Origin of the sequence: Bacteroides sp. 519 (assembly GCF_010500955.1) — a bacterium.
GTDB lineage: Bacteria > Bacteroidota > Bacteroidia > Bacteroidales > Bacteroidaceae > Bacteroides.
In genome coordinates this window covers 464,508-487,663 of sequence record NZ_QVMJ01000001.1, presented here as the reverse complement: position 1 = coordinate 487,663, position 23,156 = coordinate 464,508, and the positions used below count along the sequence as shown (strand labels likewise).

At 42.4% G+C, this 23,156-nt stretch carries 20 protein-coding genes and 1 tRNA gene; all 21 read right to left on the bottom strand.

All coding sequences use genetic code 11. From position 1 onward, the window contains the following. Positions 1-23 precede the first annotated feature (23 nt). Positions 24-386: a YbaN family protein gene (locus D0T85_RS02225; protein WP_163209739.1), complete on the bottom strand. Its 363-nt coding sequence runs from the start codon at positions 384-386 to the stop codon at positions 24-26. 165 nt (positions 387-551) lie between these two features. Beyond that, on the bottom strand, positions 552-1,022 hold the full coding sequence (locus D0T85_RS02220; protein ID WP_163209737.1) for a hypothetical protein: 471 nt from the start codon (positions 1,020-1,022) through the stop codon (positions 552-554). A 62-nt stretch (positions 1,023-1,084) separates the two neighbouring features. Then, complete coding sequence (locus tag D0T85_RS02215) at positions 1,085-1,420, bottom strand: hypothetical protein (RefSeq protein ID WP_163209735.1); 336 nt, start codon at positions 1,418-1,420, stop codon at positions 1,085-1,087. 248 nt (positions 1,421-1,668) lie between these two features. Continuing rightward, positions 1,669-1,741: transfer RNA gene (locus D0T85_RS02210), tRNA-Trp, on the bottom strand. Between the two features lie 80 nt (positions 1,742-1,821). Beyond that, positions 1,822-2,184, bottom strand: coding sequence for an arsenate reductase family protein (locus D0T85_RS02205; RefSeq protein ID WP_163209733.1), 363 nt, complete (start codon positions 2,182-2,184; stop codon positions 1,822-1,824). A 1-nt stretch (position 2,185) separates the two neighbouring features. Beyond that, positions 2,186-2,770, bottom strand: a complete 585-nt coding sequence (locus D0T85_RS02200) for a uracil-DNA glycosylase family protein (protein WP_163209731.1) — start codon at positions 2,768-2,770, stop codon at positions 2,186-2,188. Continuing rightward, the gene (locus D0T85_RS02195; RefSeq protein WP_163209729.1) at positions 2,767-4,863 is read right to left on the bottom strand and encodes a KamA family radical SAM protein; all 2,097 of its coding nucleotides are present in this window, start codon (positions 4,861-4,863) and stop codon (positions 2,767-2,769) included. Before D0T85_RS02195 ends, D0T85_RS02200 begins: the two co-directional genes overlap by 4 nt. Positions 4,864-5,475: 612 nt before the next feature. Continuing rightward, positions 5,476-6,201: a hypothetical protein gene (locus D0T85_RS02190; RefSeq protein ID WP_163209727.1), complete on the bottom strand. Its 726-nt coding sequence runs from the start codon at positions 6,199-6,201 to the stop codon at positions 5,476-5,478. Between the two features lie 12 nt (positions 6,202-6,213). Continuing rightward, positions 6,214-7,575 carry a hypothetical protein gene (locus tag D0T85_RS02185; RefSeq protein ID WP_163209725.1) on the bottom strand — a complete coding sequence of 454 codons (1,362 nt, stop codon included), beginning with the start codon at positions 7,573-7,575 and terminating at the stop codon, positions 6,214-6,216. Beyond that, the gene (locus D0T85_RS02180; protein ID WP_163209723.1) at positions 7,572-7,967 is read right to left on the bottom strand and encodes a hypothetical protein; all 396 of its coding nucleotides are present in this window, start codon (positions 7,965-7,967) and stop codon (positions 7,572-7,574) included. The genes D0T85_RS02185 and D0T85_RS02180 overlap by 4 nt, the downstream gene beginning before the upstream one ends. Positions 7,968-8,891: 924 nt before the next feature. Continuing rightward, on the bottom strand, positions 8,892-9,479 hold the full coding sequence (locus D0T85_RS02175) for a DUF1566 domain-containing protein (protein ID WP_163209721.1): 588 nt from the start codon (positions 9,477-9,479) through the stop codon (positions 8,892-8,894). Between the two features lie 11 nt (positions 9,480-9,490). After that, positions 9,491-10,753, bottom strand: a complete 1,263-nt coding sequence (locus D0T85_RS02170; protein WP_163209719.1) for an RNA-directed DNA polymerase — start codon at positions 10,751-10,753, stop codon at positions 9,491-9,493. A 300-nt stretch (positions 10,754-11,053) separates the two neighbouring features. Continuing rightward, complete coding sequence (locus D0T85_RS02165; protein WP_163209717.1) at positions 11,054-11,392, bottom strand: four helix bundle protein; 339 nt, start codon at positions 11,390-11,392, stop codon at positions 11,054-11,056. 25 nt (positions 11,393-11,417) lie between these two features. Further along, on the bottom strand, positions 11,418-11,873 hold the full coding sequence (locus D0T85_RS02160) for a hypothetical protein (protein WP_163209715.1): 456 nt from the start codon (positions 11,871-11,873) through the stop codon (positions 11,418-11,420). A 59-nt stretch (positions 11,874-11,932) separates the two neighbouring features. After that, on the bottom strand, positions 11,933-14,746 hold the full coding sequence (locus D0T85_RS02155; RefSeq protein WP_163209713.1) for a BACON domain-containing protein: 2,814 nt from the start codon (positions 14,744-14,746) through the stop codon (positions 11,933-11,935). A 263-nt stretch (positions 14,747-15,009) separates the two neighbouring features. Next, positions 15,010-15,987, bottom strand: a complete 978-nt coding sequence (locus D0T85_RS02150) for a fimbrillin family protein (protein WP_163209711.1) — start codon at positions 15,985-15,987, stop codon at positions 15,010-15,012. A gap of 412 nt (positions 15,988-16,399) precedes the next feature. Then, positions 16,400-17,347, bottom strand: a complete 948-nt coding sequence (locus tag D0T85_RS02145; protein WP_163209709.1) for a fimbrial protein — start codon at positions 17,345-17,347, stop codon at positions 16,400-16,402. A 572-nt stretch (positions 17,348-17,919) separates the two neighbouring features. Next, positions 17,920-18,060 carry a hypothetical protein gene (locus D0T85_RS22455; protein ID WP_203558397.1) on the bottom strand — a complete coding sequence of 47 codons (141 nt, stop codon included), beginning with the start codon at positions 18,058-18,060 and terminating at the stop codon, positions 17,920-17,922. Further along, positions 18,047-18,994: a FimB/Mfa2 family fimbrial subunit gene (locus D0T85_RS02140; RefSeq protein WP_163209707.1), complete on the bottom strand. Its 948-nt coding sequence runs from the start codon at positions 18,992-18,994 to the stop codon at positions 18,047-18,049. Before D0T85_RS02140 ends, D0T85_RS22455 begins: the two co-directional genes overlap by 14 nt. A gap of 348 nt (positions 18,995-19,342) precedes the next feature. Beyond that, a complete protein-coding gene (locus tag D0T85_RS02135) occupies positions 19,343-20,638 on the bottom strand; it encodes an Mfa1 family fimbria major subunit (RefSeq protein WP_163209705.1) in 1,296 nt (431 codons plus the stop codon). A 726-nt stretch (positions 20,639-21,364) separates the two neighbouring features. Further along, positions 21,365-22,840, bottom strand: a complete 1,476-nt coding sequence (locus tag D0T85_RS02130; protein WP_163209703.1) for a DUF3868 domain-containing protein — start codon at positions 22,838-22,840, stop codon at positions 21,365-21,367. Positions 22,841-23,156 lie beyond the last annotated feature (316 nt).

The window sequence follows — 23,156 nt, the reverse complement described above, 5'->3', positions numbered from 1 at the left end:
TTGCAAAGGTAGCATTATTATTGTTACTTCTTTAATGTTTTAAATGATAGGATATGATAGGTCACCCCTGTTGCAATACAGAACAACAGTATCTGAACCCAAAACATTTTTACTACAAAGAAGATGCAATATAAAATTGTTATCCACAACAACGATACGGATACTATTTTAGCCCGTAGGGGTATTGCCTTATTCTCTCTGAAATTACGAATATATGGCCCAAGGTATTTATGGTTCAATAACCAATTATATAATTGAGGAGAACCTTGAAAATACAATGTTGCTGTAAGAAGTAAAAAAGGGGTTGTGGGAAGTAAAGGTACAAAAATACCGATAATACCTAACACTAACGATATTGACCCGAGAATTATATAGAGGATTTTCATGAAGAACAGTATCATTGCAACTTGCACGGGAGGAGGACCTATACGATCAAGTTAATTATTTTATTTGATATTATTCAAGATAATGCAGGTTGGCAAGGTTTTACCATGCTTGTGGCACTGTTATACCAAGGTGTTGGCAAACAGTGCCAATGAGGTGGCAAACTTTCATTTTTTCATTTTCAGATACTCAAAAGTATAATAAAACATCGCTTTCTGATATTTCGTTAGCTCTCTGCCTCCATTAAGCAACCTGTTGATATTCGATTTGTCAATATCAAGTAGTTTCACTAAGTCTTTTTGTTGAAGACCGAGTTCATCCATATCTTTAAGAATATCCTGAACATTATATGTTTTGAGCCGCTTTTTGATATATGCTACAGGATGTACATGAACACGAGTTCCTTCAGGCACTATATCGAAAACTTCTTTTGTTCGGGAGATAAGTTCTTTCGGTTCAAGATACCTCTCCATTACATTCTCGTTTTGCCAAACTTTGATTATAACTTCGTTTGAAGTATCATCAAAGTTCAACACTTCAAACTCAATGCGAGCATGTTGCCTATATAGCCTTTCGGAGGTAAATAGGCGATTTTTATTCTCCGGTGTTAAAAACGATAGCTTTTCAATTCCTTTCATAACGCTGTTTGTTTTTTATTTAATAATAAATGAATAATGGTGGGGCTTTCGCCCCACCTGAACTACAATCTTATTTCCCTAAAGTTGTTAAGGTCAAAGATTGCAAGCTGTTTGTTCTGTCTCCCAAATTCTATTGCTTCGTTTTCAGTATCAAATACTCTTGAACTGTCGTAGTAATAAAGATTGTTTTCGGCATCCAACCAGCCGCCAACTATCTGACTGTTTTCCAAGGCGTGTTTGACAACTTTTTCAAGCCCCTCTCTGTCGAAACAGTTTTGTGTCTCAATATAAGCACAAACATAACCTTTAGTAACCCACTCCAAAGTTGGAAGTTTAACAGTGAATCCACCCGGATTCTGCTTTGCAATCTCTAAAATTGCGTCAATCAAATTATTCATAGAACTCTGTCGTTTTTATCCTGCTGACCCCGCAGTTCTAATTCTACACTACAAAGATAGCGAAAAGTTTGCCATTGGCAAACCTTTCGCTATCTTTTTGAATAGAGATATTACGTATCTTCATTATACTCTATGAGCATCTTTATACGTTTCTACATACCAATTTTTCCTGTGTGTAATTTGGGAAGAGGTCTGACTCATCTAAGACAAAAGCCTGTAAATCATTAATTTACAGGCTTCTATCTTAGCACGGGAGGAGAGGTTCGAACTCCCGACACCTGGTTTTGGAGACCAGTGCTCTACCAACTGAGCTACTCCCGTGTTTGCGGCTGCAAAGGTAACAGATATTTTTAGATATACAAACTTTTAGCCGAATTATTCAGATTCAATAATGGAAGCTATCACTTCGCCAGGAATTCTTTCTCCCACTCTTCGACTTTAAAGCCTACCAACACAGTGTTATCGGTTATTACCAACGGACGTTTAACTAGTTTGCCATTGGTGGCCAATAATTCTATTTGTTCCTGCTCGCTCATATCTGCAAGTTTATCTTTTATTTTTTGTTCTTTATATATTAATCCGCTGGTATTAAAGAACCTTTTTATGGGCAAGCCACTCATAGGTATCCATTTTTTAAGTTCTTCTACGGTAGGATTATCGGCTACAATTGCTCGTGAGGCATACTCTATTTCATTGTCTTTAAGCCATTTTTCTGCTTTCTTGCATGTGCTGCAAACATTATAACATAAGAATAAAGGTTTCATATTATATCATTTTTAATTCATGGAACATACTTTGATAAACCTCTGCCTTTTTATCCAAAGCTAGTGGATAAGCTCTGGATGAAGAAGGCATACGGAATAATTTCATTGGTTTTCCTTCCAGTACAAAAGATGTAAACCCTCCAACCTTGGGTGCTGCAATATTCAGTTGGTCAAGTAACGTATCGGTAGCTTTTTGACCGGTGGTTACAATGGCTTCGCATCCTGGTATTTTAGTGAGTAGTTCTTTTATATTGGTTGGCCTCACTACTTCCAAAAATTTATCGGATGCATTATCTTGCAAGCGGCGAATTTCAGTAGCAGTATCGAATATACCTATCCCCTGGGTATTTAATAAGTTAATTATTTCTTCTTTGCAAAAGGTTTTTGCTTTCTCATTCAAAAACTTATTCTTGTTATTGAAAAAGATTAGCCCGAAAATCCGCCACATATCATTATTCCAGTTGGGATAATAAAAATCCATACTCCATCTTTTTCGCTGGGGCGGAAAGCTTCCCAACATTAATAACTTTGTGTTGAGAGGTAAAAAAGGTTCAAGCGGATGTTTTTCTATTGTTATTTCATTCATATATGTAGTTTACCCAAGTTACTGAACTCTTTGGTTATACTGAAATTAAAGTTTGGATATTCATAAATACGGAACCTAGGTTCTGTATTGCCCGACATATACTCCCATATTGTTACATAATCTTCGCTATCCTCTCCCATTGTTTCTAATTGCCGGAGGTAGGCTGCTATAGATTTATTTTCTACAATATACACATCGGATATATGATTAATTATAGGACTGTGGTTTCGGGTGCTGTCGTGTTCAAACTTCAATATCCGCTTTCCTTCATCTGTTATACCAACGGTGGTAAATGTCATACTTTTACCTATACCGGGAAGGTTTAATACATTTCTGTCGGTTGCCAGAAATGGCAGATGATGTTTCTTTGTGAACTTACGGATACGGTTTTCCACATCTTCTCCTTTGTCCATTTGGGCCGCTAACTCTTCCTGCTGTACATGTGTCATCTTACCGGCTATTTTTTCTTCCTTTTCTTCTTGAATAGAACGACTGTTGGGTGTAAATACTGCATAGTTCTCTCTGAAACCTTTAACCGAGAAGGTATAATAACACAACACACCTAAACTGTTTAGTACCTGACGAAGCCGTGTGGTATGTCCACGCCGGGAAGCAGCAACCGTATATACCAACTGATTGGTTATTATCCAACCGGCCGATAGTATTTTTTCGATAGCTTCGCGCGCTTGTGGAGTTACTTCTAAAGGACTTTGAAAATGTGTTTGAATAACAAACTGCTTCACACCAATCTCTGAGGCTTTTTGTTTGAACTCGCGCAAAATGGAAACCAGTTCATCATTAACACGCATAGGAAGATAGGCCAACAAACGAGAACCGAGTCGAACTCTTTGTAACTCTGCATATTTTTCGCCGGACCGCCGTTCCCAGTTTGCCCGCTGTTTACGCACTGCCATCTTATAAACTGCTTCAAGAATGCTTCTGAGAGTTTTATTCTGACTCATCAATGCGTCGCCACCTGTTATCAGGATATCGCGTAGCTGGGTATCCTCTTCAAAATAGGTCATCAGGCGCCGAAGTTTCTTGTCCCATGTTTCTTTAGGGGCAAGTGTATCCAGATCGAAGTTAAGACGTTCACTCTGAAAGTCGTACATACGCTGACAAGAAGCACATAACCCTCCGCAGGCTCTTCCCATAGTATCGGGGATGAGTATGGCTACTTCAGGGTAACGCCGATGAATGTTGTGCGCATTGGGCAACAACCATCCTGCGGCATTGGGTTTTCCGGCTTCTACAATATCCTCTTTTTCCCATGCACGAATATCTCCGTATGTATCAACCAGTTCCGTAGAATAGAGTATGTAACTACGAATGGTTTCATCGTTATAGCCCTCTTTTGTGGTATTGAGCAATGATAAATAATAAGGAGTTATAAAGAAAGGAATACCTTTTTTCTTTGCTTTTGCCAATACCTGCATTGTTGCTTCGGATAAAGAATTGTTTAGAAAACGATTCAACTCATTAGGACCTTTTATTGCCATAGAAAGATGAAAACGCGATTGATTCCACCACTGGTTAACCAGTTCGAATTTCTCTTCATAAGTCATCTCTTCCGAAAACTGATAACGTGTTTGAAGCACTTTGCGACTTTCTATTTTTGCTATCAGTAAAGAAATTATTCGCTTTTTATTTTCTTCGCGTATCTTAATAACTTCCTCATCCATGCCTGTAGACCATCTATCGGTGCGACTTTTTATTTTCTGCATGGTAGGTTTTAGTGGTTCGGCTTCTTCTAATCTTTTAAATTGAATAAATAAATCAACGAATAAGTCTGTATTTTTAAATTCTTTGGGCAGCTGATTAGTTAGAAATTTCCAAAGTGAATGAATGGTTTGAATTTGTATATTCTCACCTGTGGAAAGTTCAAAGACTTCACTCCCATCGTAAGATAAAAGATTTAGAAGTTGCCCACTCACCTCTCTTCCCGGATAATTTAAAATGTATTGTTTTAGTTGAGTCTTAAAACCGGCTTCGTCTACAGCTTCGGTAGCTAAGTCGAAAAGCACTGGCAATTTAGACTGATACATTTGTTTTAACTGCGAAAGGTTTAATGAAAGCAATTTCTTTTGTTTCATAAGCATTTTTAATAAGTTGTTAATGAATATAATTCCAGCCCTCCTTAACCAAGGGGAATCCATGCGGTCTTTGATTTAACCGCAGAGTACGCAGAGTTTCGCAGAGTTTAAGATTCAATGCTGCATAGAGATTAAAAACTCCGCGTTAATCCGCGAAACTCTGCGGTTAAAATAGTAGAACTTAAACATGATGTTTAAATATCGTATAAATATAACAAAAAAAGCTAGGGTTTTGCTTCCCAGCTTTTGATTATGTGATATTCTTTATGATTCTTTTTTCTTTTTTTATATTTTCTAATCCCGTACACACCGCACCGCAAACGCATTCTGCCATTCATGAATCCCTTTAATAACCCTGCTACCATACACTAACATATAATAGCTATACCCGCCACTGTACCCTGAGCCCGACCAAACATAGCCGAACTTACCCNGGCCATCTTTTAGTATACGAGGTAGTTGCTGTACCATTAACTTTACTTATAGCACCACCGGTTGCCACAATAACAGGATCATCGTAAAAAGCAGTTGGACATCGGTACTGGCACAATATTCATCTACCGATTTAAGAAACTGGACGCTGGAAACCCCATTCTCCCTTTCATAAACCCTTTAAACCCCCCTCCTCCCACACACAAAAATATAATACCTATCCCCGCCACTGTACCCTGAGCCCGACCAAACATAGCCGAACTTACCCACAGCATCGGCCACACCATTGTAATACTTACGGTAACCGCCGGCCGGAAAACGTAAGCCACTGGCCAACTCCTGCCCTGCCGGTACTTGGTAATACCCATAATGATTGCTTGCCGGCTTGCCAGAAGTTACAAGTGTACTGGTAAAGTCACCACCATAAGATACACCGGGCTGCTCGGCCAGCAGCCGGATGTATTCATGGATTGTAGGTAGCCGCCAATTGCCATCTACCCAGCCTTGTGCCGATATGTATTGGCAAATATCGCCTGTACCGGCACGGGCATCGAAGCCGGTAATATGGTCTATAGTGTCATTCACAAACGGAATATCTGCCCACTTATAATCGTAAACACCAGTTGGTGAATAAATAATATGCCCTTGTGGGTATTGCCCAGCGGTATAAGTGGCATCTGTTCCCGAAAGGGCTGCCGGACTGATAGCCACCAACGAACCCCATTGAAACAATACGCCTTGCGAACGGGCAGGGATAGCGACATTCCCGGCCGGAGTGGTGGCAAAGGTTAGCTTGGTTCCATCCCACACAATGTTGCTGTGGGCAAAGGAGGCAGAAACGGGGAAATCCTGCCCCAGTAGTTGGAGGGGCAGGAAGAGAAGAAAGAATAGTTTTAGTTTGTCCATGTGGATTCAAATTCAAAACGGATACGTTTTTTCATAATCGCAAATAACCTTTGGCCCATATATATTGAACTCGGTGCTCCATTCGGCCAATTTATAGTTTAATACCTTTACATGGGCTCCCAATCCGGCTTCCACACCCCAATCGGCATGGTAGTTTATGGTTAGTTCGTTGGGGTTATACGATATTTCGGCTCCCGCCAATGCACTTGTGTAGGCTCCTATTTTTGCATAGATGGATTCTATACTATAGATATCCAGTGCTAGTTTGGCATACAATCCTGCTTTGCCCGATACCTCTACGCCTGCGCTGGCTGTAAAGTCTCTGGTATTAAAATCCTGATTAAATTTCCTGATGGGTCGCCAGCCTTTGTTTCTTTCGAACACAACTCCGGTTTCGAAAGCCATATTGTAATTAAAACCATACTCGCACCGTGCTTGGGCCCGTGCGCCCAAACTTGCTTCAAAGTTGAGTTTGGGAGTTACCCCTACCGAGATGGGTATTGCCCCTATCCATATCAACGCCGAAATTCTGGGACCCTTCATTACATCTATATCCGTTTCAAACTTCTTGAACAAATCAGTTTCTACTTCCATCCATATAGGCATATCCAGTTCTATGCCACCACCCAGCTTGGCTTCAAATTTATTCAGTTTAAACCAGCCAATGTTAATTCCCAGATGGGTGTAGGCATATACCTTGCCTTGCACCCCAATACCCATGTTAAACCAATCGGGGGTGTGGGGCACTGTAAATTCTTTATCGAAAGGAAATTCCAGACGCAGGTCTAAACTGGCACTGAAACGAGTGGCACAATCGCGACCATCCATTATTTCTTTGGTGCCATCGGGGTATTCAATAATGTATTTGGTGGGGTGAACAATACCTTGACCATCAACAAAGCCTGCTGCCCGACTGCCTGCGCGGGTAGCTGTTTCTTCCGAGAAGAATGGCTCAGTACTCATTTCTACATCCAGATTCTTAAACATTTCTTCGATAGTGGCTTGTTCGGTTTCCATGTAGTATCTATCGCCACGGGGATCCACAAATCCTACTTTACGAATAAAAGGCACATCGTTGTTTGTAAGAATTATGTTGAGAATAGACTCCATGCCCACTTTGTGTTCAAGCCTTTCGTAAAACGATTTGCTTATACTTATAATTGTTGTATCGGCCGTTTCAATCCGCACATCGTTAGTTGATGCATACATGTCGGGGTGCCACACCAACACTTTGGTTTCGTTCACTTCGTAATTGAACAGGTTTTCTATACCTTCGTCAATTTCCTGACGGGGCTCGTCGATAATGGTATTTTTGCTACACCCACTAAGAATTAGTACGATAAAAAAGAGTATACTTGTTTGTTTCATTTTCATTGTTCTGCTGTTTTATAAATAGTTTTATAAATAGTTACATTTACTGTTTTCAACACCCCTTCTGTTAAAGGGTTTTCTGTGCGATAGATTCCTTGTGGATAGTTCATGTATTCTTCGGCATAGGATGCATCGAAGTAGTAAATAACTTCTTCGAGATCTTCAAAAAGCACTTCTCCATCTTTGTTGGTGATACCGGAGTGACAAGGATTCATTGTTTCGTACCAATCGTGGTAATTGTTGTATAAAAGCACTACGCCACCAACTACTTTTTCGCCCGATTCGTTTGTTACTATTAAACGCAAAGAGGGGGCTTTAGAAACATGTTCGTTCTTGGAACATGAAATAAAGAGGGTAGTTAGTAATGTGAGGAAAAGGAATGTGAGTTTGTTCATGTTGGTAAATAAATGTTCATAATTATTATTAATACGAATGTCATGATATTATTTTCTAAGTTGATTAAGTAATTATCAATTGCTGTTTGCTTTAGAGGTTGTGTAAAAAGTGTGATCATTCATTTTTTCAAGTTACAAATTGTAAGTAGCATAAGCCCGAAGGGCTTTAACTATGCATAACCCCGGGTGAGCGAAGCGTAACCCGGGGTAGGCTAACCCACTCAAAACAGCCCTGAAAGGGTTGAACTCCTTCGGAGCTCAGAAAATCAAGGGGAGTTATACCCCGGTTACGCTTTGCTCACCCGGGATTATGCACATATTACCCCTACCGGGGTAATTGCTTACAATTTGCAACAAAATCAAAGAGCAATTGGATTTTTTACACAACCTCTAAAGCAGACGGCAATTGATAGAACTTAACAGCCCTGCCGTATAGGAGGGTTAAGTTTTCTCTGCTCTGATAAGAGCATCCTTTCGATAACCCCGGACAAGCCTGCGCAGTCCGGGGTGGCGACACACCAAAATGAGTTCAACTCTGAAAGAGTTGTCCCTGAATAAAAAGGGAAACTCTGAAAGAGTTTTAATGCTTTTGATGTTTATCTACCCCGGACTACGCAGGCTTGTCCGGGGTTATCGAAAGGATGCTCTTTCAGAGCAGAGAACTTAACAACCTGCCCATATGAGGTTGTGTAAAAAGTAAATTGATAAATTTTGTTAGTTGCGTACCTTTGGCACGCTTGTACATAGGCCCATCATTAACCCGAAGCTAAAGCAACGGGCTACCAAGATTAACAACCGTTCCGGTTGAACCATGCGGCTTAACTTACAATCTGTAACTAAATCAAAGAACGATTAAACTCCGCGTTAATCCGCGAAACTCTGCGGTTAAAATAGTAGAACTTAATAGCCTGCCCAAAGCATAATTTACTGTATTTCCCTTACACAACGAGCACGGTAAGTAGCTGTTGACTTAGCACCGTAGTACGTATAACCCGAGTAAGTACCATCAAAACGCACATACCACGAGTTGGCAGCAGCATTCTCCGTTGCACTCCAATAATAGGCAGCTGCGAATGCTACACCGGTTAAATCTTCTAATGCAGGCCTAAAAATGTACATCAACATTAGTTCGCGCTGGGTAGGTAACCGCCATCCTCCACCATCGTGGTCTGAGTTTTTACAAGCATTAAAAGCTGTTACCCAATTCATGGTCAGGGTTCCGCCTATGCCAATTTCCTTTGCGGTGTTTATATCATTGGGAGCTACCTCTAATTTCTGAAAAACAGTGGCGTTTATACTACCGTTTTCACTGTTGTCTGCACCTAATTTAGTAGCACTGGGAGTGAATGACTCGTATTTGGCCGCATTGGTTATTGCACCTGCCGGCATGCCGGCAGATACTGTTAACTCAAGAATTACCCGATTGGAAGCGTCTTTATATACTTTTTGAGCTATTAGTTGAGCCGGCAGTAGTAAGCTGGCTAGTATTGCTGTTATTAAAATCTTTTTCATTTTATTTCTGTTTATAGTTTATTAGTTTTCAGTTTATTAAATTCAAAATAAGGGACAACTTCTTTTCCTACAATTATATAATCATTTAAACATACTTTTTTGAACCCCGGATAACTTACCCGGTTAGTAATTTGTCCGGAAAAACGCCCTGCTGTTCTGCGACGCAATCCATAACTGTTATAATGTTGAATTATACCCCAATAAGAATTAATTGAGTTACGAAATCTTGCAAGTTCATCCACTGTCAATAATCGACAATGAGAGAGTTTGTTCCAATCTATAATGCAATCGTAAAGTCGCCCCTTGGTTCGTTTACCTGTTAGCAATGCACCATTACGTATTTTCGCTCCCAGAAAAGTCACCCCTTTGCTATAATGTTGCATATAACGTTTCTTTGGATGCAATTCTAATTCCAATTTATTTTTAAGAAATTTCTCCACTTTATCAACAAGACTTTTTAAATATTCCTTATCCTCATGAATTACAATAAAATCATCCACATATCTGCCGTAGTAACAAATCCCCAACGCGTTTTTTACATAATGGTCAAGTGCATTTAGATAAAAATTCCCAAACCACTGGCTTGTCAAATTGCCAATAGGAAGGCCTTTAGACTCTGTAAAATTCAATTTCAATTGTTTATCTCTCGTACCAGGCATCGGTTTTCCATTTGTTCCAAACAAACTTTTATTTTTCGGTACTCCCTGCCACTGTTTAACACCTCCATTTATGTAACAGTCGGTTGTAGGGTCGTGTAACACTACCTGCTCTGTTAATTGTAGAACCATTTTTTTATCCTCTACCTCATGTTTTTCTATAAAATCTTTCAGCATTCGCCAAAGAATATCACGATCTATATTCATAAAGAATCCTGATATATCGCATTTAAGGATATAACAATCCTTTGTATAACTGTTAGAGCACCGGGCAATAAATTTTTTAATTCGGTTTATACCAAACAATGTACCTTTATTGGGACGACAAGCGTAACTATCGAAAATGAACTCCTTTTCAAAATGCGGCTTAAGCCTGTGCATTAGAAAGTAGTGTACTATACGATCACGAAAATTGGCAGCAAAGACCTCTCGCTTCACAGGATTATCTACTACAAAAGCGATAGCTGGACTAATTTTATACCTACCATTATTTATCTCCCGCCACAGTTCCAGCAGGTTTTCTTCCACATCAACCTCAAAGGCAAGCGCCGCAGACGTATAACGTTTATTGCTGCGGCACTCCAAATAGGCCTCCATTAACTTTTCAAATCCGATCATCTCATTTCTCATTTACATGTTATGCAAATTACCTAGCACACCTCACCGAACGGCTGTTCGTCTTATTGTTGTTGTTCGTGTTGCCATTACTAAAGTTCACGTTCCACGCGTTGTTGGCAGAGTTCTCCGTTGAACTCCAGTAGTTGGCCGAAGCGAATTTAATTACCCTTTTTACTCCATACCTCTGCTCAGACACATGAATTTTGGATAGTTGAACTATCGGGTAATCGGAATCAATCATAACATACTCCAGTATAGGCCTATGACCCAACACTGTTCTGGCATTATCATTTATTATCGTTAAGACAACCGGCTCCATCCACTAATTTGTTTACCTATTGTGTCCATTAAAAGAACTACCTCTGAAAATTGCTTAGGACTGATTAACCGTAAATCTTGGCAAAGCCTAATTTGCAGTTTAACCAATTCAAAATCATCTGCAAATTCTTGTAAATGCTCTTTCCTTCCCTCACCTTTATTAGCTCGGTAAATATGCCTCACCAACTGCATTGTATCATGTTTAATATCTTGCCCCAACGTATATTTATATTCTCGAGAAAATTCTTTTGTTAATTTAAACAACAACAAAATAAGACGATAGGTGTCCCGATAAACAGGTAGAGAATAGTATAAAGCCATACAGATTATTACTTATTATTCGCTGTTATGAAGCAGTTTTTATTCGTTTTTGTAAATATGCTATAAAATTCATGCATTCTATTGGTGTGTGGCACATCAGATTGAAATTTGCAATCTCATCAAAAACAGTTTTTTTTGCCTTTCCCACCAAACAGGTATGTTGTCTAACATCAGATAATAAACTTGCTTCATTGTATGGAATAAGAATACCTGAAATCACTAACGAATTTTCGGTATATTCCTCTATTGTTCCACTATGCTTCCTAACCATTTCAGTTATTTTATCTAACGCCCCGCTAGGAAAACCCGCATAAAACAGCCGTTTACCACAAGACTTCACTTCTTTAAGCATCAATAAATAGCCTAATGATTCGTGTAAAAAAGCTGCTGCTTGATTATATCCTCGATAAAACAACCCTTGCCGCAACAAGTAAAACTTACCTGTTGTATCCTGCAACTCTATAATTTTCTTTACTGTCATATTTTAAATATTTTCCTTTCGGGCGCAAGCCCGAAAGGGTTAAAGAGTTAAATTGTTAATTAAAGTTCCCTAGCACACCTCACCGAACGGCTGAGCGACTTACCGTTGCTGAGCGAGTTGCCAATACTAAAGCGCACGTACCACGCGTTGTTGGCAGAGCCCTCCGTAGAACTCCAGGAGTAGGCCGAAGCGAATTTATACGTATCAAAACTGTTATGTACCACCCACATAGACATAACCTGTTTCTGTGCAGGAAGGAACCAATTATAATTAACATCATCCACACCGCCTATACTAGCATAATTGGCATTTTTCTTAAAACAAAGGTTGGCAGCAGGATAACCTGTTGTACTCTTTGTATAAAGAGCATACGTATTACCTTTACCATTAGTAACATCAGTAACACCTGAAGCTGTACTAGGACCCCATGTTGCATTTCCCTCATCCGCATTCTGCACCGCAAGCCCTTTCTCGAACTGCCATACACCACCATTTTTTACCAAAGCACCTCCAAAGCGACCTACATACAAAGCTTCGACAGCGGTAATCTCAATTTCGTACGTAGAGGTTTCATCCTCATTGCTGGTAAAGACTATGGTCGCTTTTTTCCCAGTCTTCGATTTATCAGCGGTTTCTTCGGCCATAACTAATGTTATTGTGTTGCCACCTTCGCTTGTCAGGCCTATCAGTTCGTCGTCGTTTTGTAAGATCTCATACTTGTCTGTAATGGAGGTGAGTGTCCATTCAAAGTTGGCTTGCACGGTTAGTGTTTCCTCTTGCCCATTAAGCATATAGCCACCTTTTACATCTGTTACCAAATTGGGGCATAATTGCCGCAAAAGGATGCTGGTTTTTACATTATCATCTATAATAAATTCTACTTTGGATACTTTCTCCAAGAATGGATCATCCTTTAGCTCGGCAGCGGTAAGGGCAGCTGGCTGAATGGCGTAACTAATGGTACCTGTACCCTCGTTGCCACCTGTTATGGTGCCGGCGGTTGGGCCGCTTGCATCTGTTGGGAATGCAACATCATCGGCATCGGTGGTGATGGCAACAGTGAGATCGGCATCTTTGGGCGACCAGTTTACGGTTAATGTTTGTTCACCGGGGTCAACACCGGCCGGAGATATAAATACCAGTTCGGTAATCTCCTGGTTGTTGGCATCTACTGTGCGAACACCGGGGGCAGCAGCTTGGGTAAACAGTGTTTCTTGTAATGTAACGCCTTTATAGAGTACCCATAGTTTCCGGTCGATGGGCTCCCAGGTGGTGTTGGCCGGAATGGTTACTTCCAAGGTGTAATCGGCAGTGGCTTCCGAAGCGGGTTCGGTCATAGAGGCTTCTACACCTTCAATATCGGTACAGAATTTCCAGCCCATGTTGGTGTTGGCTTTGGCTTGTACTTTGCCGCCGGTGTAGGGAATATTCAACAATTCGTCACTATTCATATTGATGTATTCAATAAAGGTAAAGATGGCAGGCTTTTTGGGCACCAGATCTTGCGTAACGGTTAGTTTGGCTTCCAAGCGTCCGGCTTTGATGTAAATGTATCCGGTTCGGGGTGCGGTTTCGTTTTCGGTAACGCTGATGGTTAGTACGGTTGCGGTTTCGCTGGTACCGCCTGTTGTTATGTCGGTCGATAGCCAGTCGGCATCTGTACCGTCGCTGTTAACGATTTTGGTTACCTCAAAGCCGGCTGGTACGTTGGTTTTTACGGTAACGGTTTGGCTATCGGCATCTCTGGGGAATTGAAACATCATTTCGGGCCGGATGGAGAGGTAGTGTTGTCCGTCGAAGATTACATCGCCGGCTTCTCCGTCTTCCCAGGGGATTACTCCTGCTTCCATGTTAACGGGGGCCGATACCAAGGCAACATCCGGATCATCGTAGCCTGCTCCTTGCACATCGGTGATGTTAAAGTTGTAACTATGGTTCCTTAAGACCGACATCCAGGTGCTGCCTTTTATAAAGTCTAGCCGGTAGTAGCTAGTGGCTCCGTTGTTGTAGCTGCCGCCAACTACAATGCAGGGATTGTTTACCCAACCATCTTCGCCATAAGGTTTTACATGGGCGTTTTCGAAAACATAGATTTTATCGTTACAGGTTTTATCATCGGTTATATAGTCTCCATTGTAAAGATGGGCGGTATTTTGTTTGCCGGGCGTAGTGGGGATGGTAGGTATACCGTTTCCAAAATCGTCTTCATTGTACAGTACTACGCCTTTTTGGTTGTAGTTATAAAAGTACACTTCTTCGAGTTTAAATACGCTGGTTACGTTGGTTTCGCCTTCTTTATCAACCAGGTTTACGTTAACCCGGGCCAGCATGCGGCGTACGGGTATGTTTACCTCGGTGGTGGTACTGCTCAGGGTTGTTTCTATTTCGCCATACATGGGTATGCGCCGGGTGGCTATGTTCCAGGGATTTTCTTCTGTTATGGCTGGTATCAATGCTTCCAGAGCGGTACGGGTCATGCCGGTTTCAATATCGGCAATGGTGCCGGTGTTGGCTACTACCATCAGGGTGTAGGTTGCTCCGTCTAAGGGTAGTTTGGCAGTAAACGGACAGGTGTTTTTGTTGGTTCCTGTCGCGGCATCGGGTGTGGGGTATGCAAACTTCACCAGTTTGTCGTCGCTGTCGAAGGCAAAGAGGTAGAGGTTGTCTATCTGGTTTTCGATAACCGATCCCGTGGTTGCTCTGGTATTTGTTTTTACTACCAAAGGGGGTGGAAGTTCAATAACAAACTTTACATCACTCAGCTGGGGTGTATCCGGCTGGGGATCTTTTGTTTCGTTTACACAAGAGGTGCAAAGCAACACGCCCGTAACAAGGACGGGAAGTGTTCTACAAAGTTTCTCAATTATTTTCATATTGGTTAATGTTTTTGTTTTTATTTTTAGAACACAGAGGCACAGAGGCACAGAGTTTTATTTTTACACAATATGGAGGCCAACGGCCTCTGTACAATAGCGTAGGGCAAAGCCCTACGTTGGTGAATTAAATTGCATTGTGACCCCAACGGGGTCAACGCAATGTATTTAAGGTTGACCCCGTTGGGGTCAGTGTGATGCTATACCGGGTACGTAGGGCTCTGCCCTACGCTACTGCGCAGAGGCCGTTGGCCTCCCTTGTTTTATTGCAATTCATGATTCATATTTTGTTCTTCCCACGCCGACACAGAGGCTAATACATTCACTGCCCCGCGATCTACACTTACCTGATAGGTTATCCATTTACCTATGGGCCAACTGTGTTCGTTGATATCGGCCAATGCGATTGTACGGGTTTCGGCTATTTCGCCAACGGTTAAATCGATCAGTAATGTTACGTTGGCCAGTTCGGCGTTGGAGTGTGGAAACAGGAACAGGTTGCTTGTACCGTCGGTGGCATGGGTTTCGCCGTCGCACGTTAGTTCCTGGTAGGTGGTGGTGAGTGTGGTTTGGTGACTCTCGGGGAAGGTGATATTAAAATCGCGGGTGCCGGTGGCGGTGGTCCAACTGTAGGGAGTGCCCATTTGTAGGGTTCCGCTACGGGTTTGAATGGCGCCACGGATGGTGATTTTGGTTATCTTCACCTCATCGTCGGCCAGGGTTTCGTTCTTTCTGGCTTCGAATGATATACGCGAAAGCACGTGCTCGAAGTTCAGCGGCACGCGTTCGTTGTAATAATAATTGGGGTTCTGGGCAAACATCAGGTCTACCTGATCGCCGGCACCGGGCGGAATGGTATAGTTGGATACGGCACAGGTGCCCGACCCTAACTGGTTGGCCAACAGGGTGGCCGATGCGGCCGGGGCCAATGCAAAGAAACGTATCTCGTTTTTGTTTGCTGTGCCGCGTTGGGCTGCCCAGCTTTCATTAAAAGTTACATCGCCTACTGCATTAATGGTGGCAGTGGAGCCGTTAAAGCAATCATCGGCAGTGGCATCGCGGTACTCGCCGTACACCTGAAAGGTACCAATGTAGTTTATCCCTGTATGTGCAGCCGCACGGGAATAATTGGGATGGTTAGCTACAGAAACCCCGAATTCTATTTGACCGGGAAGCTCGTCGTGATTGTTGGATTGGCACGACAAGAACAATATGGCTACAATTGTGTATATTGGTTTCATTTTATTTTTGTTTTTTTAGAACACAGAGGCACAGAGGCACAGAGTTTTTATTTTTACACAATATGGAGGCCAACGGCCTCTGTGCAATAGCGTAGGGCAAAGCCCTACGTTGGCGAATTAAATTGCAGTGTGACCCCAACGGGGTCAACGCAATGTATTTAAGGTTGACCCCGTTGGGGTCAGTGTGATGCTATACCGGATACGTAGGGCTCTGCCCTACGCTACTGCACAGAGGCCGTTGGCCTCCTTTGCTTTTTTTAACCGCAGAGTACGCAGAGTTTCGCAGAGTTCAAGATTCAATGCTGCATAGAAATTAAAAACTCCGCGTTAATCCGCGAAACTGCGGTTAAAATAGTAACTAAATCCGTGTTTTAAAATCCGCGTCATCCGCGCAATCCGTGTCTAATAACCCTCATTGAATCTCTATTTTAACCGGATCTCCCCACGGGGTTACCGTAATAATAAATCTTATCTCGTCGCTCACCGTACCCGACAGTTGCAGGAAGGTATTGCGGGGCAGTGTATAGTTGCTTTCGGGTGCCACTCCTATCACCGAGGTACGATACAGGTTATTGCTGAATTTCATACCCAGTACCACACCTTTGGCTATATCGGTGATGTTGTTGAAATAGCTTTCAGGGAGGATGAGTCGTTCGGAAGTTACTTTATACACACCCTCCTCTTCGGTTACCACATCGGTGATAACGCGTGAGGAGGCAGTGTACTTTTCGTCTTTATTGCTTTGGGGCAATAGGTACACCTTGTCGGGCAGGTTGGTGACGTACATTTCTTTAAATGTTTCGCTCTGCCCCTCGGTTAGTGTAAATGTAACCGATAGTTTGGCGGCTATGCGTTCCATAGCGATGGTCCATACACCTGTTTGCATCTCTGTTTTACCGGGTAACAATAATTTGCCGCCTTGGTATACACATACGCCTTTTACAACATGTACCATGGGGATGTCTTTGTCGTTACCAAAGGCGGTGGCGTTGAAATACACCTCTTCCAGGTTGCTGTATGCATCGCCAAGGGGCAGGGTGGCTATGTTGGTAGTGCAACCGGTGTGGTTGGCTACGAATACAAAGTCGTACTGCCCGGTTTTCATATCTATGCGCTGGGTGTTTGCGGGCGATTGTAAAACGGGTTCAACGTTAAAAGCCAGTTCGCCGGTTGCTGAGTTGTAAATTAATACCTGTAACGAAGATATGGCATTGTCTTCGGCACTGCCGGCGGCCCGGGTAGCTATCTGTATACCTACCGGTTGTTCTTCCGTATGGTTAGTAGCTTCTTCCCGGCACGAAGCAAACAAACCAAACAAGAATAGTGGCAATATTATTGCCTTCATTTTCTTTATCATCATCTCTCTTATCTTTATTATGTCTATCAATGAATCCCCTACGGGGATTTGTTGTTGTATGTTTTGCTTTTTCTATTGATATGAATGCCCTAACGGGCAACTGAATAGACTGCATTTATTGCCCGTTAGGGCTGTTAGGGACAGGACTGTTAAGCTCTATCAATTGCTGTCTGCTTTAGCTGACTGTGTGAAAACATCCTCCCCCTACCCCCTCCAAAGGGGGATACCCTGCGGATACATTGTATAGCGCAGCTATCCTCCTTTGGAGGAGGTGCCCAAAGGGCGGAGGAGGACGTTTTCACACAGTCTCTTTAGCTGACGGTTGTTAGAAAGATTTCTCTCTTGGCTTTAGCCAAAGTTGATTTAATTTGGCTAAAGCCCAAATTGTTATACCTTTTAAACCGTCAGCTAAAGCAGACGGCAATTGATAATTCTATTGATATGAATGCCCTAACGGGCAACTGAATAGACTGCATTTATTGCCCGTTAGGGCATTCATATCAATAGAAAAAGCATCGTGATACAACCTCTTAATCCCCGTCAGGGGATTCATATCAATCAATGCACTATATAAACTAATTACAAACATCTTCTTTATCTCCTTTATAACCTTTATCTCCTTTATAACCTCTATTATCTTTATACCCTTTATAACCTTTATTATCTCTATAACCTTTATCCCCTTTATCTCCTTTATCCCCTTTACCCCAACTCACTAGGCTGAGAAATTATCATCCAATCATTCACCCATACGGTTGCATTTAAATTTACATCAAACGATAATTTGATGGTAAATTCAAATGTCTCTTCAAAATCCAATATCTGTTCGTTTGTTTGGTATGCTTTCACAATCATCTCTATTAAATTGTTTGCATAAATGGTTGTTCCGGTTGTTTGATTACCAAAAGTGAAGGAAGGAGTACGGTTGGCTGCCAAACGCAACACCTTCATAGAGGTAGCCAACTCGTTGTTGGCATTAAATTGCGCTGTGCGTATATAATTAAATGGGTCTGTGTTGGCAAGCAATGTGTTTTCAAAGTTATAATGCGAGTTGTTGTCGCCAACAGTAAATGTATAGTTATCGGTGGTGACAGGCAATCCTTCTGTTACAAAGTTTAACCGATAAGTATTAGGGGTAATGGGGATTACAAACTCATGGTTTTTATTGGCTTCTATCTTTGCCCCGCGCAACAGGCCGTGATACAAGTTGGGTATATCGGTGGTTACATCACCTCCTTCGTCGCCCCGGTTCAGGTATACGTACAGGTCGGCCAGCTTCAGGTTTTCTTGCTGGGCTTCGGGCAGTGTGTGCGATACCTGATAACTATCGCCCAGGTTGGTCCAGATTACAAATTGATACTCACCGGGAGATAAGTTGAGCGAAAATTCATAGCTCGCATCATCGGTATGGATTTCTTCGCTATGGGTTTGAATCATATTGTCTTCTTCATCAAATATGTACAGGTGTACATTGTCAATGCCATACGGGTTGGTAAAGCGGGTTATGGCTACATCAATGTCCAGTTTCACCAGAAGTCGCACGTTGTCATCAAGTGCCGAACAGCTTGAATCGTCTCTTATACAGGAGTTGAGTGTTAGAAATACCCCGCAAAGAATGGACATTATTGTTAGTTGTTTTACTTTTTTCATTGCATACTTTTGGTTTTTGGAATTGAATTAAAACACAGAGGCACAGAAACACGGAGCTTTTCCTTGTGCTGAACACGGAGGCTTCGCTTTTGTGCAATAACTCTGTGTTCAGCACAAAACAAAGAACTCTGTTTCTCTGTGACTCTGTGTTCAAAATTTCAGAGGGAAAAAGGAGGTAAAGCGAGGTAGTATTCTTTTTTAACCGCAGAGTACGCAGAGTTTCACAGAGTTTTAAGATTCAATGCTGCATAGAAATTAAAAACTCTGCGTTAATCCGCGAAACTCTGCGGTTAAAATATTAGAACTTAACAATACCATGTGGCATCGCCTCCTCTACCTCCACTTCAATTATTCCAGTTCAACATCAGGTATCACTATCACATTCCAAGGAACGATGTTGATATTTACCATCAATTCTGTCGACAGTTCAACTACTGGTTTTGTTGGGTTTTCGGGTACTGTAGGTTCACCGTTTTCGTCGCCCGGTTCGCCAAGACCAGTAAATTTGGTTACTGTTAGGTTATAGTACTGGTTGCGGGCAAATTCGTACGTTGTACCAGCGCCCAGGTATACCGGGTAGTAGCAGTTACCACCTTTGTAAAACACAGGAGCAGCAGTTTCATTGTCGGCAGCATACTCTTCGGCAGCGGTTTCGTCGGCAAAGAAGAAACGTCCTGCTGCTGTTTCAATTACATAGAAATCGTCACCACCACTCCAGGCTGTTTCGGTTTTGTACTCCTCACCAGCTTTTTCTGTTACGAATTCCGGAGTAAACTTAGCCGTAAAAACAGCATAGGTAACTTCCTGACGTTGAAGATTTAAGCCAGCATGCTCTAATCCAAAGATCGAAGTTCTGGCTGCAGCATTCAATGCAAGTGTAGGCACATTCAAGGCCTTGAAGGTAGAGAGCGCAGGGTAACCCGAGTGAGCAATGTTGGTAACCAGTTTGCCGTTTCCGTCTCTTTGTGTAATACGGAACATCGATTCCTTACCGGCTTGTGCCAGCTGATAGCTAAGGTCACCAAAACTTCCTTCGGCCACATCGTTAGCAAGGTCGGAGGCCACATTGGCTGTCATTTTTGCAATCAAACGTTCCACATCAACCTTCACAAGGTTGGTTGTTCCCCAGCTGGCGTCGTCTTCTGTTACCAACGATGGAGTAACCTGTACAGCGGTGCTGAACATAGCGTATCCTGCGCTTGCACTGGTTAAAGCAGCTACAGTGGTGGCAAACTCAGTGTCCAAATCGTCTTCTTTTGTAACATTCGTTGCAAAAGCATCGGGCAGGTTAACGCCTACGTACACATGTTTTACACCGGTAGTGGTTGCAATTTTCGATTTGGTAATCAGTTCGTAAGCATTTTTTTCGCCGGTAATGGCTTTGAAATCTTTCGAAATGTCACGATCGGCAAAAACATTCTTAGTACCGTCTTCATTAAAGATGAATACTTTTACCGATTTCACCACTAATTCTTCGGCAGTTGCACTGCCATCATCGGCTCTGGCGGCACCACTGCTTGGAAAAGCTAGCTTTAGCCCAACTCTGGTTTCTTCACTTGTGTTAACTGGTAGTGTTTCATCGTTTTCTGAACACGATGCAAACATCATGGTTGCTGCCATGGCAGCGAAAAGAATTTTCTTCATTTTCATTTTGTTTATAATTAATAATATGGGTTTCCCCGTTAATTCTTTTTTATTAGACACGGATTCTGTAAAAAGTATCTTGATAAATTTTGTTAGTTACAAATTGCAATTAGCATAAGCCCGAAGGGCTTTAACTATGCATAACCCCGGGTGAGCAAAGCGTAACCCGGGGTAGGCTAAACCCCACTCAAAACAGCCCTGAAAGGGTTGAACTCCTTCGGAGCTCAGAAAATCAGGGGGAGTTATACCCCGGGTTACGCTTTGCTCACCCGGGGTTATGCACATATTACCCCTGCCGGGGTAATTGCTTACTATTCGTAACTAAATCAAAGAACACTTAGACTTTTGACACACCATTCTTGAATATTTACGCTCCCGCCCGAACGCCAAGGTTCCAATTGGGTTCTCTAAATAAAAGGCGCTCGGTGGGGGCGTTTTTGGTGCCACTGCTCACGCAGGAATCAACCAATAACAAAAAAATGAATGAATATTTATATTTACAATTAGACGATTTACGATTGAACGATGCCGCAGGGATTCCCCGCCCTTGAGGGGCGGGGTGGCCTTCAGGCCGGGGCGGGGAGTAAACCCCATCCGCAGGGAGGTTTCCTTCCTCTTGTCATCCCCCCTCTCCGCCCCTTGGGCACCTCTCCCCTCTAGGGAGAGGAATTGCCATGCGGATTCTTTGTTGTATAGTAAATTCATCTAATTCTTAATTCTTAATTCCTAATTCTTAATTTCTAACTTCTCCGCTTCTTGCAAATTATGCACAGCCTCCCCTACCCCTGCTGCACTGGCTTGATTCAACAGTTCGGTTGCTTTATCCAGTTCGCCGCGCATCATATATATTATACCCATGTTGTTCCAGGCGGCTGGTAGTGCGGGTGCTTTTTCTAACAAGCGGAGGGCGGTTGATAGTTCGTTATTCTCGATAAACAGGGCGGCGGCGTTGTTCAGGGCTACCGGATCGCTGTCGTAATATTTAGGTATTACTTCGGTGATTATCTGTTTGTACTCTTTACTATCCTTTCCATACTCCATGGCTACGCGGTAGAGTTCGGCTTGTGATAGGTTTTCGGGGTTGCTGTTTGTCAACATACGGGCTTCGGCGGTGCTGTAGTTACGCACGGCGTAGTTTATTTGGTATTCTACACGGCGCAACTCCGGGAAGATATCTTTTAACAACCTACTGTATACGGGCAGGGTTTTCAAGCGGGCTTCTTTGCGGTCGTAATCGTCGGTTCCGTCAATTATATTTAATATTAGTTCTTTGCGGGGAAGGTCGCTGCCATCTACTGCTGCACGTAGTCCGTCCCAGTCTTCGGCTACCGAACGGACGGTGAAAATTTTATCCGATAGCATGTAACGATTACGGATATATTCTTTCAAAGCTACCGACCGCTCGTGAGCCAGCTTTTCGTTGCTGGCATACTTGCCCTCGGGCGAGGCATAGCCTTCGATAAACAGTTCGGTTATCTGGCTATCCATATCGCTCATCACATCGAGTAAAGCATCGTTTATTTTACCTAACTCAATTGGGTTGCGACGGTAATCGGGAAGTATGGCCGAACGGCCCGACTGAAAATCGAGAAAGGCACTTCCCTGGCGGTTGCGGGTTTTAAACTCCTCGGCAGGGGTTACCAAAGCCACCAACGGCTGAGGAACATAGGGCTCGCGAGGGGTTAACTGCACTTGGTCTTTTAGCTTGTATGTATACATATTTACTTGTCCACGACAACCCACTGCTTCCTGACGAATGTAGAGACTACCTTCGTACATCCACGATTCGAGAGGAAGCATCAGGGTGTAAAAAAACTGGTCGTTATTGTATTTATTAGTATTAGTTAACAGGTAAGGGTTTTCGTAACCGGCCATCCACTTTGCACCGGCCATCTCAAACCAACGGCGGTTGCCTTTTGAACGGGCTTTGCCGTTTAGCAATACGTAAGGCAGTTCGAATATCTTGGTATCTTGCCGTATCTCGGGGATAAGCAAAATACTTTGGTAAGTGGGTACGGCATTCGCTTCTATTTGTATATTCAGGCGAACCAACAGACTGTCGTTTACTTCGCTGAAATCTAAGGCCTCAACCAGAACAGAACCGCGGTACTGCTGGGCAACAGCGCTGCCGCAAGGTATCAGGGTTAGCATGGATAGTAAAGCTATAAAATAGCGGCTGAGGGTAATATTGTATTCTTTCATTATTCAATTATTTCAATTTGTTATATATAAAGGCCAACGGCCTTTGCTCAATAGCGTAGGGCAAAGCCCTACGTAAATAATGGGCGGGCGTTGACCCCGTTGGGGTCATAATCATATAAATTAAACTCTTTTTCATTTTCTTTCTTTTTTTATTTTTGAAACGCGGATTAACGCAGATTAACGCAGATTATTTAAGTAGAGACTTCATTTAATCATATAAACCAAGTATTTAAATAGAGATTAATCTGCGTTAATCCGCGTTAATCTGCGTTTCAAAAAAATCAATAACTTCATTTAATCATATAAACCAAGTATT

Coding starts and splice junctions, on each gene's coding strand:
- D0T85_RS02135 (WP_163209705.1), bottom strand. CDS start 20,638: ATGAAGAAAATTCTTTTCGCTGCCATGGCAGCAACCATGATGTTTGCA.
- D0T85_RS02205 (WP_163209733.1), bottom strand. CDS start 2,184: ATGAAACCTTTATTCTTATGTTATAATGTTTGCAGCACATGCAAGAAA.
- D0T85_RS02215 (WP_163209735.1), bottom strand. CDS start 1,420: ATGAATAATTTGATTGACGCAATTTTAGAGATTGCAAAGCAGAATCCG.
- D0T85_RS02170 (WP_163209719.1), bottom strand. CDS start 10,753: ATGATCGGATTTGAAAAGTTAATGGAGGCCTATTTGGAGTGCCGCAGC.
- D0T85_RS02145 (WP_163209709.1), bottom strand. CDS start 17,347: ATGATGATAAAGAAAATGAAGGCAATAATATTGCCACTATTCTTGTTT.
- D0T85_RS02160 (WP_163209715.1), bottom strand. CDS start 11,873: ATGACAGTAAAGAAAATTATAGAGTTGCAGGATACAACAGGTAAGTTT.
- D0T85_RS02200 (WP_163209731.1), bottom strand. CDS start 2,770: ATGAATGAAATAACAATAGAAAAACATCCGCTTGAACCTTTTTTACCT.
- D0T85_RS02220 (WP_163209737.1), bottom strand. CDS start 1,022: ATGAAAGGAATTGAAAAGCTATCGTTTTTAACACCGGAGAATAAAAAT.
- D0T85_RS02140 (WP_163209707.1), bottom strand. CDS start 18,994: ATGAAAAAAGTAAAACAACTAACAATAATGTCCATTCTTTGCGGGGTA.
- D0T85_RS02195 (WP_163209729.1), bottom strand. CDS start 4,863: ATGAAACAAAAGAAATTGCTTTCATTAAACCTTTCGCAGTTAAAACAA.
- D0T85_RS02180 (WP_163209723.1), bottom strand. CDS start 7,967: ATGAACAAACTCACATTCCTTTTCCTCACATTACTAACTACCCTCTTT.
- D0T85_RS02155 (WP_163209713.1), bottom strand. CDS start 14,746: ATGAAAATAATTGAGAAACTTTGTAGAACACTTCCCGTCCTTGTTACG.
- D0T85_RS02130 (WP_163209703.1), bottom strand. CDS start 22,840: ATGAAAGAATACAATATTACCCTCAGCCGCTATTTTATAGCTTTACTA.
- D0T85_RS02185 (WP_163209725.1), bottom strand. CDS start 7,575: ATGAAAATGAAACAAACAAGTATACTCTTTTTTATCGTACTAATTCTT.
- D0T85_RS02150 (WP_163209711.1), bottom strand. CDS start 15,987: ATGAAACCAATATACACAATTGTAGCCATATTGTTCTTGTCGTGCCAA.
- D0T85_RS02175 (WP_163209721.1), bottom strand. CDS start 9,479: ATGAAAAAGATTTTAATAACAGCAATACTAGCCAGCTTACTACTGCCG.
- D0T85_RS02190 (WP_163209727.1), bottom strand. CDS start 6,201: ATGGACAAACTAAAACTATTCTTTCTTCTCTTCCTGCCCCTCCAACTA.
- D0T85_RS02165 (WP_163209717.1), bottom strand. CDS start 11,392: ATGGCTTTATACTATTCTCTACCTGTTTATCGGGACACCTATCGTCTT.
- D0T85_RS02225 (WP_163209739.1), bottom strand. CDS start 386: ATGAAAATCCTCTATATAATTCTCGGGTCAATATCGTTAGTGTTAGGT.